Source organism: Thalassotalea sediminis (genome assembly GCF_030295915.1).
In the GTDB taxonomy this organism is placed as follows: Bacteria; Pseudomonadota; Gammaproteobacteria; order Enterobacterales; family Alteromonadaceae; genus Thalassotalea_C; species Thalassotalea_C sediminis.
The window spans coordinates 2,484,733-2,503,225 of the sequence record NZ_AP027361.1 but is presented as its reverse complement, the minus strand read 5'-3'; the positions used below and the strand labels follow the sequence as shown (position 1 = coordinate 2,503,225).

General features: G+C 39.0%; 17 protein-coding genes. 12 read left to right on the top strand and 5 right to left on the bottom strand.

All coding sequences use genetic code 11. From position 1 onward, the window contains the following. Nucleotides 1-5 precede the first annotated feature (5 nt). From rsxC to QUE09_RS11455, 4 genes are all read right to left on the bottom strand, one after another. Nucleotides 6-2,180: an electron transport complex subunit RsxC gene (rsxC, locus tag QUE09_RS11470; protein WP_286232896.1), complete on the bottom strand. Its 2,175-nt coding sequence runs from the start codon at nt 2,178-2,180 to the stop codon at nt 6-8. Nucleotides 2,181-2,190: 10 nt separating this feature from the next. Further along, on the bottom strand, nt 2,191-2,745 hold the full coding sequence (rsxB, locus tag QUE09_RS11465; protein ID WP_286232895.1) for an electron transport complex subunit RsxB: 555 nt from the start codon (nt 2,743-2,745) through the stop codon (nt 2,191-2,193). Next, entirely contained in the window at nt 2,745-3,326 is a 582-nt protein-coding gene (gene rsxA, locus QUE09_RS11460) for an electron transport complex subunit RsxA (RefSeq protein WP_286232894.1), read from the bottom strand. The genes rsxB and rsxA overlap by 1 nt, the downstream gene beginning before the upstream one ends. A 208-nt stretch (nt 3,327-3,534) precedes the next feature. After that, on the bottom strand, nt 3,535-5,400 hold the full coding sequence (locus QUE09_RS11455; RefSeq protein ID WP_286232893.1) for an EAL domain-containing protein: 1,866 nt from the start codon (nt 5,398-5,400) through the stop codon (nt 3,535-3,537). 546 nt (nt 5,401-5,946) lie between these two features. Between QUE09_RS11455 and rimP the strand changes: the two genes are divergently transcribed. From rimP to rpsO, 6 genes are all read left to right on the top strand, one after another. Beyond that, entirely contained in the window at nt 5,947-6,405 is a 459-nt protein-coding gene (gene rimP / locus QUE09_RS11450; protein ID WP_286232892.1) for a ribosome maturation factor RimP, read from the top strand. Between the two features lie 42 nt (nt 6,406-6,447). Then, the gene (nusA, locus tag QUE09_RS11445; protein ID WP_286232891.1) at nt 6,448-7,944 is read left to right on the top strand and encodes a transcription termination factor NusA; all 1,497 of its coding nucleotides are present in this window, start codon (nt 6,448-6,450) and stop codon (nt 7,942-7,944) included. 20 nt (nt 7,945-7,964) lie between these two features. After that, a complete protein-coding gene (infB, locus tag QUE09_RS11440) occupies nt 7,965-10,625 on the top strand; it encodes a translation initiation factor IF-2 (RefSeq protein ID WP_286232890.1) in 2,661 nt (886 codons plus the stop codon). A 174-nt stretch (nt 10,626-10,799) separates the two neighbouring features. Then, nucleotides 10,800-11,192: a 30S ribosome-binding factor RbfA gene (gene rbfA / locus QUE09_RS11435; RefSeq protein WP_286232889.1), complete on the top strand. Its 393-nt coding sequence runs from the start codon at nt 10,800-10,802 to the stop codon at nt 11,190-11,192. After that, complete coding sequence (gene truB / locus QUE09_RS11430) at nt 11,192-12,130, top strand: tRNA pseudouridine(55) synthase TruB (protein WP_286232888.1); 939 nt, start codon at nt 11,192-11,194, stop codon at nt 12,128-12,130. Before rbfA ends, truB begins: the two co-directional genes overlap by 1 nt. A gap of 206 nt (nt 12,131-12,336) precedes the next feature. Next, nucleotides 12,337-12,606 (top strand): 30S ribosomal protein S15, encoded by a 270-nt coding sequence (gene rpsO, locus QUE09_RS11425; RefSeq protein WP_074498437.1) that lies wholly within the window; start codon nt 12,337-12,339, stop codon nt 12,604-12,606. Between the two features lie 70 nt (nt 12,607-12,676). Here the strand turns inward: rpsO and QUE09_RS11420 are convergent, their stop codons facing one another. Then, a complete protein-coding gene (locus QUE09_RS11420; RefSeq protein WP_286232887.1) occupies nt 12,677-13,282 on the bottom strand; it encodes a thioredoxin domain-containing protein in 606 nt (201 codons plus the stop codon). A gap of 339 nt (nt 13,283-13,621) precedes the next feature. Here QUE09_RS11420 and rpsB point away from each other — a divergent pair, with 339 nt between their 5' ends. From rpsB to QUE09_RS11390, 6 genes are all read left to right on the top strand, one after another. Further along, nucleotides 13,622-14,350 (top strand): 30S ribosomal protein S2, encoded by a 729-nt coding sequence (rpsB, locus tag QUE09_RS11415; RefSeq protein WP_286232886.1) that lies wholly within the window; start codon nt 13,622-13,624, stop codon nt 14,348-14,350. Between the two features lie 90 nt (nt 14,351-14,440). After that, entirely contained in the window at nt 14,441-15,277 is an 837-nt protein-coding gene (gene tsf / locus QUE09_RS11410) for a translation elongation factor Ts (protein WP_286232885.1), read from the top strand. Between the two features lie 154 nt (nt 15,278-15,431). Beyond that, entirely contained in the window at nt 15,432-16,172 is a 741-nt protein-coding gene (pyrH, locus tag QUE09_RS11405; RefSeq protein WP_286232884.1) for a UMP kinase, read from the top strand. A gap of 24 nt (nt 16,173-16,196) precedes the next feature. Continuing rightward, nucleotides 16,197-16,754, top strand: coding sequence for a ribosome recycling factor (gene frr, locus QUE09_RS11400; RefSeq protein ID WP_286232883.1), 558 nt, complete (start codon nt 16,197-16,199; stop codon nt 16,752-16,754). A gap of 60 nt (nt 16,755-16,814) precedes the next feature. Then, nucleotides 16,815-17,585 (top strand): polyprenyl diphosphate synthase, encoded by a 771-nt coding sequence (gene uppS, locus QUE09_RS11395; protein ID WP_286235925.1) that lies wholly within the window; start codon nt 16,815-16,817, stop codon nt 17,583-17,585. Nucleotides 17,586-17,617: 32 nt separating this feature from the next. Then, on the top strand, nt 17,618-18,487 hold the full coding sequence (locus QUE09_RS11390; protein WP_286232882.1) for a phosphatidate cytidylyltransferase: 870 nt from the start codon (nt 17,618-17,620) through the stop codon (nt 18,485-18,487). Nucleotides 18,488-18,493 lie beyond the last annotated feature (6 nt).

Sequence of the window (18,493 nt, the reverse complement as noted above, 5' to 3'; positions counted from 1 at the left end):
TATATTTAGCCTTGCTGATTATTCTTTTGCTGTTTTTTTGCTTTAGCTTTCGCAACTGCGGCGGCTATGCGCGCTTTTTTTTCATCATCTTTATCTACAGATGGTGTTGACTGCTTTTCTTCTTGTATATTTTGAACATCATTCTCTTCAATTGACGTTTCAAACTCATTGTTAGTCGTTTTTTCTTTTTTAGCCTTTGCTTTTGCAACTGCGGCGGCCACACGTGCCTTCTTATCGTTTTCTTTGGCCACTTTAGTGTCTACTTCTTGTGAACTTTCAGTAGAAAGCTGCGTATATTGGCTTTGTTCAGTGCTACTTTCGTTGTCACTGAGGACAGATGCTTTTTTCGCCTTAGCCTTTGCAACCGCAGCAGCGATGCGGGCTTTTTTTTCATCTTGTGCGTTATCTGATGGTAACGTAGTGGTGTTGCTTTCTTGGGGGGTACTTTCCGCTGTTTGTTCTTTTTTAGCTTTTGCGCGGGCAACCGCAGCAGCAACTCGCGCTTTTTTATCATCTGACGTTGTTTTTTCTGACGCCTTCTGTGCCGCTTTTTTAGCTTTTGCGCGTGCTACTGCAGCAGCGACAGGTGAACTATTTTCAGACGAGGTATTAGCGTCATTGGTAGCAGATTTCTGGGCTTTCTTTGCTTGAACGCGAGCAAGCGCGGCAGCTACCGCTGATTTTTCTTCTTTCGCTTCCTTAGTACCCGCGTTCATTCTTGCTTTGCGGGCTTCTGCTGCTTTTTTATGTTTCTCTTCGCGCGCTGCTTTTTCACGTTCTAGCCTTGCTTTACGTGCTTCAAACCGTTGTTTTGCTTTTTCTGCTTTAATATCTAATAGCTTTTGTTCGCGTATCTCTGCCTTTGCGACACGATAATAGTGCACTAATGGGATATGGCTTGGACAAACATAAGCACAGGCGCCACATTCAATACAATCAAATAAATTTAATTTATTGAGTTGATCATAATCTTGCGCCTTGGCATACCACTGTAGCTCTTGTGGTAATAATTGCGCAGGACACGCTTCTGCACACTGACCACAACGAATACATTCTACTTCCTGATTATCGTCGGGTATTTCTTTTTCGCTTGGCGCTAAAATACAGTTCGTTGTTTTAACAATCGGTATTTTGTCACTAGCTAAACTAAATCCCATCATTGGTCCACCCATGATGAAATGTTTTTTAGATTGTTCAGGGTAGCCGCATTGTTTTAGTAAATTGGCGACCGGTGTGCCTAATAACGCCCAAACATTTTGCGGTTTAGATAATGCTTGTCCGCTCACGGTAACAACGCGTTTTATTAGTGGAGTGTCTGAAATTACAGCCTCTGCAATTGAAAAGCAGGTCGCAATATTTTGCATGACAATCCCTAAAGAGCTCGGCAATACACCTGAAGCAACTTCTTTTCCGGTCAATGCTTTTATTAATTGTTTTTCACCGCCGGTTGGGTATTTCGTTGGTAACACGCAGACTTTTATTTTGTCGTTATCTTGTGTTTGATGTCGTAAAGCTTCAATGGCCTCGGGTTTATTGTCTTCTATGCCTATAAGAATAAAAGCTGGTTCTAGGATTTTATCAAGAATATTAATGCCATCTAAAATTGAACATGCATGTTCTCTTATTAGTAAGTCATCGGCTGTTATGTATGGCTCACATTCTGCGGCATTAATAATTAAATAATTAATTTGTGCTTGTGTATTAACTTTAACGTGTGTCGGGAAACCTGCGCCGCCCATGCCCGAAATACCAGCATCAGCAATTTTTTCAATCAATGCTGACTTCGATAACGCATGATAATTGGGCGTTATTTGACGTTCTCGCCATTTATCTTCACCGTCTGGTTCAAGCGTTATACAAAGCTCTCTTAACCCAGAAGGGTGGGCTATGATATGTAAGTCAATAGCTGTAATTTTGCCACTGGTAGGTGCATGTACAGGAACAACAAGTGGTGCTGTTGCTTTCGTTAATGGTTGTCCTTTTAATACATGATCGCCAACGGCTACAAGTAAGTCACCAGGTTCGCCAATATGCTGTTGCACGGGAATGACGAGTTTTTCAGGCAAAGGTAAAGACCTGATTGGTTTGTCATTGGTCAAGAACTTCATTTCAGGTGGGTGAATACCCCCATGAAACTGCCAGAATTGGCCGCGTTCTATACGTTCAATTACGGATTCCAAATCAACCTCGTTACTTAATTTCTGTTACTGGAATGCTTTCAAGATCCCATTGCCAGTTGCGCGTTGTTTGCTTGATTGGTCGCATTTCAATGCAATCGACAGGACAAGGTGCAACGCATAAATCACAACCTGTACACTCATCAACAATAACGGTATGCATTTGTTTTGTTGCACCAATAATGGCATCGACAGGGCAAGCTTGAATACACTTGGTACAGCCAATACAATCTTCTTCGATGATAAAAGCGACTTTAGGTGTATTGTCTGCGTCATGACTTTCATCCATGGCGATTGGTTCTACACCCATTAAATCAGCAATTTTTTTAATCGTTTCTTCACCGCCAGGTGCACATTTATTAATTGCTTCACCATTCGCTACTGCTTCCGCGTAAGGTTTACAGCCTGGATAACCACATTGCCCACATTGCGTTTGTGGTAATAACTCATCAATTTGTTGGGCAAGTGGATCACCTTCTACTTTGAATTTTACTGAAGCAAAACCAAGTAAAGCGCCAAACGCTAGACCAATTAACCCTAAAATTAAAATTGCGATAATAGCTGTCATTAAAATTTCACCAAGCCACTAAAGCCCATAAATGCGAGTGACATAAGTCCAGCTGTGATCATCGCAATTGCAGAACCTTTAAAAGGTTTAGGAATATCGGCATTCGCTAATTTTTCACGCATCGCGGAAAACATAACAAGCACCAACGAAAAACCAAGTGCCGCACTAAAACCATAAACAATAGATTCAATGAAGTTATGACGTTCATACATGTTTAACAAGGCAACACCTAATACGGCACAGTTGGTGGTAATTAATGGTAAAAATATGCCAAGAGAGCGATATAAATTTGCACTGGTTTTATGTACAACCATTTCAGTAAACTGTACGACAACTGCAATGACGAGAATAAAGGTCATGGTTGTTAAATATTCAAGAGAAAGAGGTGCAAGTATATAAGTCTGTACTAAATAACTGATCAACGACGCTAGTGTCATAACAAACGTTGTTGCGTATGACATGCCGATTGCTGTTTCAGTTTTAGAAGACACACCCATAAAAGGGCAGAGTCCCAGAAACTTAACGAGCACGAAGTTATTGACTAATACCGTGCCCACTAGTAATAAAAAGTAGTCAGTCATTTTTCTGCGAAGTTCTTAAAAATTGAGGGTATTATCCGATTTTCTATCACAGATAACAACATCTTGAGTGAAAAAATTATATTGCATATGCAATATTAATTGTAAGGCCTGTAATAAATCAATGAAATATTCCGCTTCGATGGCTTACAGGCTTGGTTTATATACGTATTAAGTTTTGAGTGAAATTAACAAAGTCGCTTAAATGAGACTAAATTTTTTCAGGTTTTCCTATGTAGTACCCTTGGCAGCCATCAATAAAGAGTTTTTCAAGTGTGAACTTTTCTTCTTGGCTCTCTACACTTTCAGCTAACACAGTAATACTTAAACGATGTGCTAGATCGATCATTAACCTTAAAAAGTACTGATTGTTTTTATCTTCATCAATGTCGCGTGTATAGGTACTGTCCATTTTGATAAAATCTGGCTTTAAATCCCGAAAGAATTTAAACGACGTTAAGCCAACACCAAAACGTTCTACGGTTACTCGTGCACCAGCACGATGAAGCATATCGATGAAACGCTTGCTGCTTTTTATATTCTGCTGTAGCCCAAATTCACTAATTTCAAAAACTAAATTTGCACTAATCTTAGGATCACGCAGTAATCGTCTTTCGAGCCAAATTAAAAAATGTTCGTCGTGAATGGTGCGAGGGCTAATGTTAATGCCAAAGTGTTGGTCTAATAAATTTTTCTGGCTAATCAACGTCATCGCTTGCTCTACAATCATTCGATCAACGTCGACAATTTTATCGAGCTTTTCAGCCATAGCGATAAAAGACACTGTGGGTAACATGTCATTATTAGCATTGAGAAAACGTGCCAGGAATTCACCGTATACCTTTGTTGTACGTGTATTTGGCTTTATGTGTTGTACCAACAATGTAACGCGTTGGTTTTCAATCACACTTTCAATTTCTTGACGCCAATTTTGATTGCCGTAACTGGCGCTATCGCCACTTAATATATCAGTGTCGGTTTGTGCATACCATGCGTTAATTTGCTGAGTTTGAGCAACACTTATTGCGGTATCAGCAAGCGCTAATAGTTCACCTAATGGGTTACTTTTTGAAAAGGGAACTAACCCTGTATAAGCAACTGAGTCGAGATCTGACGACAGTTGGAAGTCATTAAAACGACCTGAAAGGTTATCTGCAAACGTTTCAGCTTCTTTTATTGTTGTGTTAGGCATAATACAAGCAAAATCAGAACTATTGAGTCTGAAAATTTTTGCGCCTTTATGAGGGCCAATATTGTGTTTGATTATCTCGGCTACTTTAGCAATATAATTGTCACCTTCGTGATAACCATGAATTTGATTAATGGTTTGTAGTTCTGAACAGCGAGTGATGCTTAATACACCAAACTCAATATTTTGATGATTTGCTTCAAAAAACTGTACAAATCGAGTGCGATTCTCAAGTTGTGTTAAATGGTCAACATAAGCGTCGGTTTCAAGTGCTTTTGTTTCATCCAAATGACTTGAAATTTGTCGTTTAATCTCATTAATGCCTGCATCTAACTCAGGTAAATCAAAGAGTACTGAATGACTTTTCTCGCCCTCAGCATTAATAACATGCTTTAAGTCATGACTAATTTGTTGATTAACACGTTTAATTATTTCACCGTATCGATTAATACTTAGCTTTCCTGCAAGTAGAGCAATGAAAATTGAGCAAACTAAAATGGCGATTAAAAGGCTATAAAAGAAATTTACCGTATTACTCGAGCTGACACGGTATTCTATACGATAGTTATTGGGTAGCGATTGTACTGATGGCTCAATGCTAAAGATACTGGCAAGTATGGATACGTTGGATGCTTTATGAAAAATAATATCTTTGTTAAACGAAACTTTTAACGATTGATATTGCCCGCTTTGGAATATAGATTGCGCAACTTGTTCGTAGGTTGTGTCTGCAGACTGTTTAAACACGAGCGCTAACGTTGTAGCTTGTTGGCTTTGCTTTGTGGCGATTTGTTGCTGAGATAAGAAAAAGGTAATCACAAGAATCACAAGGTTAAACAATAAAGCGTAACCAATATTACGAGTAATAATTTGTGAATAAGTAAACATAATAACCCTTCAACAGTGCAGTCATATGCTCACCAGCATTTCAATTATCAGTTAACGGCTTAAACACTATACGTTGTGTTTAATAACTTTCTTAAAGACAACTGGTTAGCTTGAAATTTTTGACGATGGTTATCGTTATATCATGAAAAACTATACAATACTAACGTATTGTAATTTCTTTATTTTATAATAGTTAACCTAATTGTGGGCGTTAGAAAGAGTAAAATCAAATTTATTAGATATTTGCTGTGTAATGAATCAACAATAAGGTAATAAAGTCACTTGCGAATCTTACGTTAAATCTATATAATCTTGCCCATCTTTTTTGATATGACAATCACTGAAGGCGAATAATGGGATTTTCCATAGTCGTTATTGTTATATCAGTTAACAATTTTTATCTATTGTTAACATTGCGGGCTTCAGTGATTATGGCCCCTTTATGGGGTTTTTTTATATCTGTAAATAGATATATTACAGCATGAATTATCGCTGGGCTTTAAGCCCTTTTTTTATATCTGGATTAAATGAAATTGGAGAAGTTGATTGGCTAAATTTGAAGACAAGTTAACAGAAATGTTACGCCCAGCTGTAGAAGCCGTAGGTAAAGAACTACTAGGCGTAGAGTTTGTAAGTGCAGGAAAACATTCTGTACTACGTGTTTTTATTGATCACGAAAATGGCATTAATGTTGATGATTGTGCTGAAGTTAGCCACTCGGTTGGCGCGATATTGGATGTTGAAGATCCAATTAGCACTGAATATAGCTTAGAAGTCTCTTCTCCTGGACTAGATCGTCCTTTATTTTCGCTTGCACATTATCAAGAGATAATAGGTGAAACCATTAATATTAAACTAAGTATGCCTTTAAACGGACGTAGAAAGTTTAAAGGCGTACTCGAAACGATAGAAAATGACACTTTGGTTGTTGTAGTAGACGGGGAAAGTTACGAGATTATCTTTAGTAATATTGATAAAGGTAACCTTGTCCCTAAATTTGATTAACAACAATTTAAACGATAACGATTAACATATAGGCTAAAAAGCATGAGTAAGGAAGTATTACTAGTTGTAGATGCCGTTTCTAATGAAAAAGCATTACCGCGTGAAAGTATTTTTCAGGCAATGGAAACTGCATTAGAAACCGCGACTAAGAAAAAGTATGAGGGCGATATTTCTGTTCGAGTTTCTATCGATCGTAAGTCAGGAGAATTTGACACGTTTAGACGTTGGTTAGTCATCGAAGATACTCAAGAAGCAATGGAAAACCCTTATGCTGAAATTGGTCTGGCGGCTGCACAATATGATGCCCCAGAAGTTCAGTTAGGTGACTATGTTGAAGAACAAATTGAATCAATAAAGTTTGATCGCATTACTACGCAAACAGCAAAACAAGTGATCGTTCAAAAAGTACGTGAAGCAGAGCGTGCGTTAATTGTTGATTCATACCAAGATCAGGTTGGAGAATTAATCACGGGTGTTGTGAAAAAAGCCAACCGCGATAGCGTAATTCTTGACTTAGGTAATAATGCAGAAGCGGTAATTTATCGTGATGACTTATTACCACGTGAAGTTTTTCGTCCGGGTGATCGCGTACGCGGTTTGTTATATGCGATTAAGCCGGAAGCACGTGGCGCACAATTATTTGTTTCACGTACAAAGCCAGAAATGTTGATTGAGCTTTTCCGCGTTGAAGTGCCAGAAATTGGCGAAGAAATGTTGGAAATTCGCGGGGCAGCTCGTGATCCAGGATCTCGCGCAAAAATCGCTGTTAAATCTAATGATAAGCGCATTGATCCTGTTGGTGCTTGTGTCGGTATGCGAGGTTCGCGTGTACAAGCAGTTTCTGGCGAATTAGGTGGGGAACGCGTTGATATCGTGTTATTTGACGATAACCCTGCACAGTTTGTTATTAATGCAATGGCACCTGCAGAGGTCGCTTCTATTATTGTTGATGAAGACAAACGTACTATGGATATCGCTGTTGAAGAAGGCAACTTAGCAATGGCGATTGGTCGTAACGGTCAAAATGTTCGTTTAGCAAGCAACCTAACTGGTTGGGAACTAAATGTAATGACGGTTGATGACATGAACGAAAAGCACCAAGCTGAAAACGATAAAGTACTGAATCTTTTCACTGAAAAGCTCGATATTGATGAAGATTTTGCCACGTTATTAGCTGAAGAAGGTTTTACTTCTCTTGAAGAAATTGCTTATGTACCAGCGTCAGAGTTATTAGAGATTGACGGCATGGATGAAGACATTGTTGAAGAGTTGAGAGGCCGTGCTAAAGCAGCATTGACGACACAGGCTTTAGCAAGTGAAGAATCATTAGAAAATGCAGAACCAGCAGAAGATCTTCTTAACCTTGAAGGGTTAGATCGTCACCTAGCATTTGTATTGGCAAGTCGTGGCATTATTACGCTAGAAGACTTAGCTGAACAAGGGGTAGATGATATTTCTGATATAGAAGAACTTGATGAAAAAACAGCAGGCGACCTCATTATGGCCGCTCGTAATATATGTTGGTTTAACGAAGAATAATCGCCGGGAGAACTATATAGATGGCATCTGTAACAGTAGAAGAACTTGCCAATGAAATAGGTGCGCCGGTCGAAAGATTGGTAAGCCAGTTATCAGAAATTGGTATTGAAAAATCGTCGACTGACGAAGTTTCTCAACAAGAGAAAGAATCATTACTTGAGCACTTGCGTAAGCAACATGGCGACGACTCAGCCGCTAAGCCAAGTAAAATGACATTGAGTCGTAAGAAGAAATCAACCTTAGTACTTGGCTCTGGTAGTAAAGCTAAGTCAGTGCAAGTTGAAGTGCGTAAAAAGCGTACCTACGTTAAGCGTAGCGATATAGAAGAACAACAAGCACAAGCTGAATTAGAAGCGCAAGAGAAAGCCGAAGCTGAAGCAAGAGCTAAAGAAGAAGCTGAAGCAAAAGCAAGAGCAGAAGCTGAAGCAAAGGCAAAAGCTGAAGCAAAAGCAAAGGCAGAAGCTGAAGCCAAAGCGAAAGCAAAGGCCGAAGCTGAGCGTAAAGCTAAAGAAGCATCGAAAGAAAAAGCTGAAAAAATCGAAAAAACAAAAGTAGAAGCGCCTGCGGAAAGTGAAGAAGCACGTAAATTACGTGAACAAGCGGAAAAAGAAGCACAAGAAAAAGCTGAAGCAGAAGCTAAAGCTGCAGCAGAAGCTGCGCGTAAGTTAGCCGAAGAAAACGAAGCTCGTTGGAAAGCGGAAGAAGAAGAACGTAAGAAACATGAAAATGATGTTGTTCATGTTACTTCTTCTGTTTATGCGCAAGAAGCTGAAGATGCTGTTGATGCACAAGAAGAGACTGGTCGTCGTCGCAAGAAGAAAAAAGCGAAGAAAGATGAAAGGCCATCATCGGTAGGCAAAGGTAAGAAGAAAACATTATCTGCTCCTCAAAGCTTAAAACATGGCTTCCAAAAACCAGTTGAAGCGAAAACCAAAGAAGTGCGTATTGGTGAAACAATTTCTGTTGCTGAACTTGCAAATAAAATGGCAGTTAAGGGCGCTGAAGTCGTTAAAGCAATGTTTAAAATGGGCGCAATGGCGACGATTAACCAAGTGATTGACCAAGAAACTGCAGCGCTTGTTGCTGAAGAAATGGGTCATGAAGTGGTACTTGTTAAAGAAAATGCGTTAGAAGAAGCAGTACTATCTGATCGTGGTGATGATGGTGAAGCACAAACACGTGCTCCTGTAGTAACTATTATGGGTCACGTTGACCATGGTAAAACATCACTACTTGATTACATTCGTGAAGCGAAAGTGGCATCAGGTGAGGCTGGTGGTATTACTCAACATATTGGTGCATACCATGTTGAAACAGAAGGTGGCATGATCACTTTCCTAGATACTCCAGGTCACGCAGCGTTTACAGCGATGCGTTCTCGTGGTGCCAAGGCGACAGATATTGTTATTATTGTTGTTGCAGCTGATGACGGTGTAATGCCGCAAACAATTGAAGCTATTCAACATGCGAAAGCAGCTGAAGCACCTATTATTATTGCTGTTAACAAAATGGATAAAGAAAGCGCTGATCCAGATCGTGTTAAAACTGAATTGTCTCAACACGATGTTATTCCAGAAGACTGGGGTGGCGATGTACAGTTTGTTCACGTTTCAGCTAAAACAGGTTTAGGTATAGATGAATTACTTGAGTCTGTACTACTTCAATCTGAAGTTTTAGAGCTAACAGCTGTTGTTGATAAAATGGCAAATGGCGTTGTTGTTGAATCTAAACTTGATAAAGGTCGAGGTCCAGTTGCAACTGTACTTGTACAAGAAGGTACATTAAAGCAAGGTGATATCGTACTGTGTGGTTTAGAGTATGGTCGCGTTCGTGCAATGAGAGACGAGCTAGGCCGTCAAATTAACGAAGCAGGGCCTTCAATTCCAGTTGAAATTTTAGGTTTATCAGGTGTGCCACAATCTGGTGATGAAGCCACGGTTGTTAAAGATGAGAAGAAAGCACGTGAAGTTGCTTTATATCGTCAAGGTAAATTCCGCGATGTTAAGTTGGCACGTCAACAGAAAGCCAAGCTTGAGAACATGTTTACAGATATGGCAGAAGGCGAAGTTTCTGAAGTAAACGTAGTGTTGAAATCTGACGTTCAAGGTTCACTTGAAGCGATTTCTGATGCATTAGTTAAACTTTCAACCAATGAAGTGAAAGTGAAAATTATCGGTTCTGGTGTTGGTGGTATTACTGAAACTGATGCGTCATTAGCCGCAGCGTCTAATGCTATTGTTGTTGGCTTTAACGTTCGTGCTGATGCCTCGGCACGTAAAGTTATCGAATCTGAAGGTGTAGATTTACGCTATTACAGCGTTATTTACAGCTTAATTGATGAAGTTAAGCAAGCGATGAGCGGTTTATTAGCGCCAGAATTTAAGCAAGAAATTATTGGTCTTGCGGAAGTACGTGATGTGTTTAAATCACCGAAAATTGGCGCTATTGCTGGTTGTATGGTAACTGAAGGTCTTATCAAACGTAATAATCCGATTCGTGTATTGCGTGATAACGTCGTTATTTACGAAGGTGAGCTTGAGTCTTTACGTCGCTTTAAAGATGATGTTCCAGAAGTTCGAAACGGCACTGAGTGTGGTATCGGAGTTAAGAACTATAATGACGTTAAAGTTGGCGACCAGATCGAAGTATTCGAGACTGTAGAAGTTAAACGTACATTATAAGTTTAAGTGTTACCGCTTTTATAGTGAATAGACTTGCTGACAAACACCTGTTTACGATGCATGTATATAAAGCTAAAAGCGCTAATAAAACATTAAACTTGTAAACATAATACAATGGGGGCGGTAGCCCCCGTTTTTATCTTATAGAAGAATATTAATTTACTAGGAGTTTCTATGAGTAGAGATTTCTCACGTACTGATCGTGTAGGTCAGGAAATCCAGAAAGAAGTGGCAATGATTATCCAGCGAGAAGTTAAAGATCCTCGCCTTGGTATGGTAACGGTTAATGCAGTTGAAGTGACAAGAGACTTAGCTTACGCCAAAATATATGTCACCTTTTTTACTCTTGAAGGGCAAAATGTTGAACAATCTATCGACTTGTTGAATGAAGCGTCAGGCTTTATTCGAAGTTTGTTAGCTAAGCGTATTAAAGCTCGCATTATGCCTGAACTGCGGTTTGTTTATGATAAATCAATGGCAGAAGGTGTACGCATGTCTTCGCTTGTTGATCAAGCCGTTGCAGATGATGAGAAACGAAAGTCAAAGCGTAAGGGCGAAGAAGACTAATGGCAAAACGTAGAAAGGGTAGACCTGTTAATGGTGTCGTTCTGCTTGATAAGCCTTATGATATTTCGTCGAATAAAGCCTTGCAAAAGGTTAAGCATATCTATTTTGCTCAAAAAGCCGGTCACACAGGTGCATTAGACCCATTGGCTACGGGAATGTTGCCAATTTGTTTAGGTGAAGCAACGAAGTTTTCTCAGTTTTTATTAGATACTGATAAAACATACCTAGTAACTGCTAAGCTTGGTGTAAGAACCACAACGAGCGATATCGACGGTGAAGTGGTTTCAGAAAAAACGGTTGATGTTAGTGAAGAACAACTTGCTAAAGCATTAGCATCTTTCCGTGGTATCACTCAACAAATACCATCAATGTACTCAGCCTTAAAATATCAAGGCCAACCTTTATATAAATATGCACGAGAAGGTATCGAAGTACCAAGAGAATCGCGTGAAATTGAAGTGTATCGATTAGATTTATTACGCTTTGAAGAGGATGAAGTTGACCTTGAAATTCATGTGTCTAAAGGTACCTATATTCGAACAATTGTGGATGATTTGGGTGAGTTATTAGGATGTGGCGCACATGTTAGCGCATTAAGGCGAGTGAGTGTGGGTAGCTATCCTAGAGATAAAATGGTTACTATCGAACAGCTTGATGCCTTATTGGAACAAGCAAAAGAAAAAGATGTCTCACCGTCCACACTGTTAGATCCACTCTTATTACCAATGAATACCGCGGTTGTTGATTTACCTGCTGTGTATATTGATGATATGAGCGCAGCATATTTGCGACATGGTAATCCTGTACAAGCGGCAAATGCCCCTGTTGAAGGTGTTGTACAAGTTTATATTGAGCAAGACAATCACAATGAGTTCATTGGTGTTGGCGTTATAGATGATAATGGCTTAGTTGCACCAAAGCGTATTACGGTTATTTAATCGTTGTACATTTAATAGCTAAAGTAGGGGTTTCTAACTTTATTGTACACATTTGCTTGCCTTGGAAATATTCCTTAAGGGTTATCCTGATGAATAATTATTGCAAAGTTAATGTTTATTGGTAGAATACGCGCTCTTTAGAACGTCTTGCTGATTTAGTGTTCGGCTTGACGCGATTTTTAAACACTAATTTTAAGGTATTAATTATGTCTTTATCTGTAGAGCAAAAAGCAGCTATCGTTGCTGAATATGCGACAAAAGAAGGTGATACAGGTTCACCGGAAGTACAAGTTGCTTTGTTAACAACGCAAATCAACCACTTGCAAGGTCACTTCAAAGAGCACATCCATGATCACCACTCTCGTCGTGGTTTATTACGCATGGTTAGCCAACGTCGTAAGTTACTTGATTACTTAAAAGGTAAAAATGTTGAGCGTTACTCAGCGTTAATTGCTAAATTAGGTCTACGTCGTTAATCGATGATGATTTAATAAAAAAAAGGAGCCAGTAGGCTCCTTTTTTATATCCTAAGATATAAAATTTGTACTATTCACCTAACTCAAGGGCGATAGCATCTATGATTTTTTCTGGCTGACCAATATATAAATTATGGTTTAACAAGATTAGTTCGTCGTCAATGGCTAAAAGCAAAGCGGGAATCGCCTTTGTGCCAATAATTTTCTGTATTTCTTCAATATCACCTAAGGCAAATTCTGCTTCTTTACACAGCTTTTCCGATTTTAAACTCTTGGCTGGTGGCGATAGTTTTAATGTATTGATGACATCTTTTACATCGTCTTGATTGCGAAGTAAATTGCCATATTTAAAATGCTGCTCTTGTAAGGCTTCCAATAAGGGCAATGCTTTTCCATGTGCTTTTTGCTCAACCCAACTCATTAAATTACTTGCAAGTGTTGAATCTTGCCCTCGTTCACATTGGCTTTTATATGCTGGTGTAAACTTAACAGTAGATAAACGTTCGATTTCTTTTAAGACTTTGCTATCAATATGGTCAAGGCCATCGTAATAAGAACAATGTAAAGTATGAATACTGATGTCTTTTCGCGCCTTTGCAATTTCTGTTAGTAACGGGGTGGCCGCGTAACTCCAAGGGCAGTGACTGTCATATAAAAAATAGATTTCTGCAGACATATAATTAATGAATCTTTTATTTAAGAATAAGGTAATTTTATCGCGAATACTGCCAATATGCATCCGTTATATCATTACATTTCACCTAATTATATTTACAAAAAGATAAGACGAGAAAAAATACTGTTCAATTATCCCACACTATGGTATAAAGTGCGGCGCTGAAATTGACGTTCTATACAGATTAACTGTTATTGCGTTTGTTTCGCATAAACGAAGTAATCGCTAAGATTACTTAAACATAAACTCACATACACTTAGCAAAGATATATCGGGGTGCACGATTAACGTGTCGTATATATTGAGTGTATGGACGCTTAACCCCAAAAGGAAAATATTATGCCAAACGTATCTATGCGTGACATGCTTAAAGCAGGTGTTCACTTCGGTCACAAAACTCGTTACTGGAACCCAAAAATGAAATCTTACATTTTTGGTGCTCGTGATAAAGTTCATATCATCAACTTAGAGCAAACTGTTCCAATGTTTAACGATGCATTGTCTTTCTTATCAGGTGTTTCTTCTAAGAAAGGTAAAGTTTTATTTGTTGGTACAAAGCGTGCTGCAAGTGAATCAATCAAAGAAGCTGCAATTAAGTGTGACCAATTTTACGTAAATCACCGTTGGTTAGGTGGTATGTTGACTAACTGGAAAACAGTTCGTCAATCAATCAAACGTTTGAAAGAGCTTGAAACGCAAAGCACTGACGGTACTTTCGAAGCATTGACTAAGAAAGAAGCGTTAATGCGTACTCGTGAAATGGAAAAGCTTGAAAAAAGCCTTGGTGGTATCAAGAACATGGGTGGCTTACCAGACGCTATCTTCATCATTGATGCTGATCACGAACACATTGCTGTTAAAGAAGCAAACAACCTAGGTATTCCTGTAATCGCTGTTGTTGATACTAACTCTAACCCAGATGGTATTGACTACATTGTTCCAGGTAACGACGACGCAATTCGTGCAGTAACCTTATACACTGATTCTGCTGCTAATGCAGTTTTAGAAGGTCGTGAGCAAAACATCGTTGTTCAAGCTGAAAAAGACGGTTTCGTAGAAGCTGAATAATTCACTTTTCAATGCATGTCGACTGCCATATTAGTTTAATGCTGATATGGCAATCTATTAAAACTTATTTGAATTTCGAGGAATTAACTCATGGCAATTACTGCTGCTCAAGTTAAAGAATTACGTGAACGTACTGGCGCCGGTATGATGGATTGTAAGAAAGCCTTACAAGAAACAAACGGTGATATTGATTTAGCAATTGAAAATATGCGTAAATCAGGTCAAGCAAAAGCGGCTAAAAAAGCTGGTAACATTGCTGCTGAAGGTCAAATCATTATCAAAGATGGCGCATTAGTAGAAGTTAACTGTCAAACTGACTTTGTTGCTAAAGATGAAAACTTTTTAGCCTTTGCTAATGAAGTTGCTGAAGCTGCAGCTGCTGGCAAACTTTCAATTGAAGATTTACAAGCACAGTTCGAAGAAAAACGTGTTGCGCTTGTAGCTAAAATTGGTGAGAACATCAATGTACGCCGTGTAGCATATGTTGAAGGTGCTACTTTAGCATCTTATAAGCATGGTGCAAAAATTGGTGTTGTTGTTGCCGGTGAAGGTGACGCAGAGTCTCTTAAGCATGTTGCAATGCATGTTGCTGCTTCTAAGCCTGAGTACGTTAATCCAGAAGACGTACCTGCAGAAGTTGTAGAGAAAGAGAAAGCAATCCAAATTGATATCGCGATGAATGAAGGTAAGCCTGCTGAAATCGCTGAGAAAATGGTTACAGGTCGTATGAAGAAGTTCACTGGTGAAATCTCATTGACTGGCCAAGCATTTATCATGGAACCAAAGCGTTCTGTTGGTGATGTTCTTAAAGAGAAAGGCGTTTCTGTTTCTACATTCGTTCGCTTAGAAGTGGGTGAAGGTATTGAGAGAAAAGAAGAAGATTTCGCAGCTGAAGTTGAAGCGCAAATCGCAGCGGCTAAATCTTAATCGAAAGTCGGCTAATAATTGAGTGAATAAACTCTTTTTATTATTTAGACTTCCGATAGTTCGCTAAACGTATTAAAATAGCCGCGGTCATTTGACTGTGGCTATTTTTTTATCTGAAATATTGGCATTACATCAACACAGGAATGTTTAATTTATGAGCACCAATCCTAAACCAACATATCGTCGCATCCTATTAAAACTCAGTGGTGAAGCCTTAATGGGCGATGAGGGATTCGGTATTGATCCTAAAATTTTGGATCGCATGGCACAAGAAATTAAAGAACTTGTCGAAATGGATATCCAAGTAGGTTTGGTTATTGGTGGTGGTAATTTATTCCGTGGTGCAGGTCTTGCCGAAGCGGGTATGAACCGAGTAGTCGGTGACCAAATGGGAATGCTAGCAACAGTGATGAACGGCTTAGCAATGCGTGATGCGCTACATAGAGCATTTGTTAATGCACGCCTGATGTCGGCAATTGATTTAGCAGGCGTTTGTGATACTTATAATTGGGCTGAAGCAATCAGCTTGTTGAAATCTGGCCGTGTGGTTATTTTTAGCGCCGGTACGGGTAACCCATTTTTTACTACAGATTCAGCCGCTTGTCTTCGTGGTATTGAAATCGAAGCCGATGCGGTATTAAAAGCAACAAAAGTAGATGGTATATATTCTGATGATCCCGTTAAAAATCCAGAAGCTGTACTTTATCAACACTTAACGTATCAAGAAGTCTTAGAAAAAGAATTAAAAGTAATGGATTTGGCGGCATTTACCTTGGCACGAGATCATAGTATGCCGATTCGTGTTTTTAACATGAATAAGCCAGGTGCATTAAAATCCGTGATTATGGGCGATGAAGAAGGTACGACCATTGATCATGCAGAGAATTTAGCATAATCGTAAAAACTAAGGATTATCATTGTGATTGAAGAAATCAAACAAGATGCGCAAGAACGCATGGCAAAAAGCATTGAATCATTAAAAGGTAGCTTAAATAAAGTAAGAACTGGCCGCGCCCATACTTCACTTTTAGATAATATAACGATTGAGTATTACGGTGTTGATACGCCGCTTAATCAAGTCGGTAATGTTTCTGTACCTGATGCTCGTACAATTGCGGTAACTGTTTTTGATAAAAGCATGATTGCTGCAGTAGAAAAAGCGATTATGGCGTCTGATTTAGGATTAAATCCTTCATCGCAAGGCACATTGATTCGTATTCCTTTGCCACCATTAACTGAAGAACGTCGTAAAGACTTAGTTAAAGTCGTTAAAGGCGAAGGTGAAAATGGTAAAATTGCTATTCGCAATATTCGTCGTGACGCAAATTCCGATATTAAGTCATTAAATAAAGACAAAGAAATTAGTGATGACGAAATGCACCAAGCAGAGGATGAAGTGCAAAAAATCACGGATACTTATATCAAGCAAGTAGATGAAATTCTTGCTGATAAAGAAGCCGAATTAATGGAAATTTAATCGTATTAAGTACTAGATAACGTCGCAGTTTCACCTGCGGCGTTTTTTATTATCTTGTTGATTGTCAATGGAGTTTTTGTGTCACAATCTGTAAATGCTGACAGTAGCAAACTTGTCCCGCAACATGTTGCCATTATTATGGACGGTAATGGTCGTTGGGCACAGCAACGTGGTAAAACGCGCGTTGTTGGCCATAAAAATGGTGTAGAGTCAGTAAGAGCTGTTGTATCAACTGCTCGAAAGCAAGGTGTCAAAGCGTTAACATTATTTGCTTTTAGTAGCGAAAATTGGCGTCGACCTGAACAGGAAGTTGGCGTATTAATGGATCTTTTTATGTTAGTGTTAACACGAGAAGTGAAAAAACTACATAAAAACAACATTCGCTTTCAAGTCATTGGGGACACTTCTAAATTCTCAGCTTCATTGCAAGATAAAATATCAGCTGCAGAAACACTAACACAATCTAACGATGCCATGGTATTGTCTGTGGCGGCAAATTATGGTGGTCGTTGGGATATCACAAATGCAGCGCAAAATATTGCGCGAGAAGTGCAAGAAGGCACATTGGCAATAGATGATATAACAGAATCGTGTTTTGATGAGCATACCAGTCTAGTAGGCTTACCAGAGTTAGATTTGTTGATTCGTACTGGTGGGGATTTTCGCATAAGTAACTTTCTTTTATGGCAAGCTGCGTATGCTGAGTTTTATTTTACCGATACTTTATGGCCGGACTTTCAAGAACAAGCGTTCATTGAAGCGTTGGCAACTTTTAGCGACCGAGAAAGGCGCTTTGGTCAAACAGGTGACCAAGTTAAGGAAAACAGATAACAACCAACAATTACATTTATAAGGGTTATCTTTTGTTATTAAAACGTATTATGACAGCTTTGGCATTAGCCCCTTTAGCAATATGGGCAATTTTCTATATGTCATTAGAACATTTTGCCTATTTTATTATGGTAATAATGGCTATTGGTGCCTGGGAATGGGGGCCGCTCATGGGCTTCAAAAACAACCGTCGTCGTTTGGCGTTCGTCATTGCTACGGTGAGTTTAATTTCTATTTTGTGGTATCAAATTCCTTTGCTTCAACTTTGGCAAGAGCCAATGGTGTTGAATCAAAATGTACAATACCTCCTTTGGCTTGCTGTCTTTTGGTGGCTACTCTCTGCAACATTAACATTTTTATACCCTCGTTATAGTAAATTTTGGTCGAGTCATCGCTCTGTTCGTGGATTGTTTGGTTGGTTAACATTAGTACCTACGTGGCTTGCCTTTATGGTACTAAGAACCAATCATTATCAAGATGATCCTTACCATGGTGCACAACTTATTATGTTTTTATTTCTCATGGTTTGGGCTGCTGATATTGGCGCATACTTCGTTGGTAAAGCAATTGGTAAGCATAAATTGATGCCTAATGTCAGTCCGGGTAAAACTATGGAAGGTTTCATAGGCGGTGTAATTTTTGCCAGTATTTTAATTGCCATCGCAGGTTATTTTCTACAATGGCAATTACAGCAATATATTGTTGCCATTGGTGTTACCGCTTTGATTACCACTATCTCAGTATTGGGTGACTTGAATGAAAGTATGTTTAAGCGTCAAGCGGGAATTAAAGATAGTGGCTCAATTTTACCAGGTCATGGTGGTGTGCTAGATCGAATTGATAGTTTAACGGCAACGGCACCAATCTTTGCACTTTGTTATGCGTTTTTAGGTTGGTCGTAATAGTAA

Excerpts from the sequence above, each read along its gene's own strand:
- rsxB (WP_286232895.1), bottom strand. The coding sequence starts at position 2,745 with ATGACAGCTATTATCGCAATTTTAATTTTAGGGTTAATTGGTCTAGCG.
- rsxA (WP_286232894.1), bottom strand. The coding sequence starts at position 3,326 with ATGACTGACTACTTTTTATTACTAGTGGGCACGGTATTAGTCAATAAC.
- QUE09_RS11455 (WP_286232893.1), bottom strand. The coding sequence starts at position 5,400 with ATGTTTACTTATTCACAAATTATTACTCGTAATATTGGTTACGCTTTA.
- nusA (WP_286232891.1), top strand. The coding sequence starts at position 6,448 with ATGAGTAAGGAAGTATTACTAGTTGTAGATGCCGTTTCTAATGAAAAA.
- infB (WP_286232890.1), top strand. The coding sequence starts at position 7,965 with ATGGCATCTGTAACAGTAGAAGAACTTGCCAATGAAATAGGTGCGCCG.
- rbfA (WP_286232889.1), top strand. The coding sequence starts at position 10,800 with ATGAGTAGAGATTTCTCACGTACTGATCGTGTAGGTCAGGAAATCCAG.
- truB (WP_286232888.1), top strand. The coding sequence starts at position 11,192 with ATGGCAAAACGTAGAAAGGGTAGACCTGTTAATGGTGTCGTTCTGCTT.
- rpsO (WP_074498437.1), top strand. The coding sequence starts at position 12,337 with ATGTCTTTATCTGTAGAGCAAAAAGCAGCTATCGTTGCTGAATATGCG.
- QUE09_RS11420 (WP_286232887.1), bottom strand. The coding sequence starts at position 13,282 with ATGTCTGCAGAAATCTATTTTTTATATGACAGTCACTGCCCTTGGAGT.
- rpsB (WP_286232886.1), top strand. The coding sequence starts at position 13,622 with ATGCCAAACGTATCTATGCGTGACATGCTTAAAGCAGGTGTTCACTTC.
- tsf (WP_286232885.1), top strand. The coding sequence starts at position 14,441 with ATGGCAATTACTGCTGCTCAAGTTAAAGAATTACGTGAACGTACTGGC.
- pyrH (WP_286232884.1), top strand. The coding sequence starts at position 15,432 with ATGAGCACCAATCCTAAACCAACATATCGTCGCATCCTATTAAAACTC.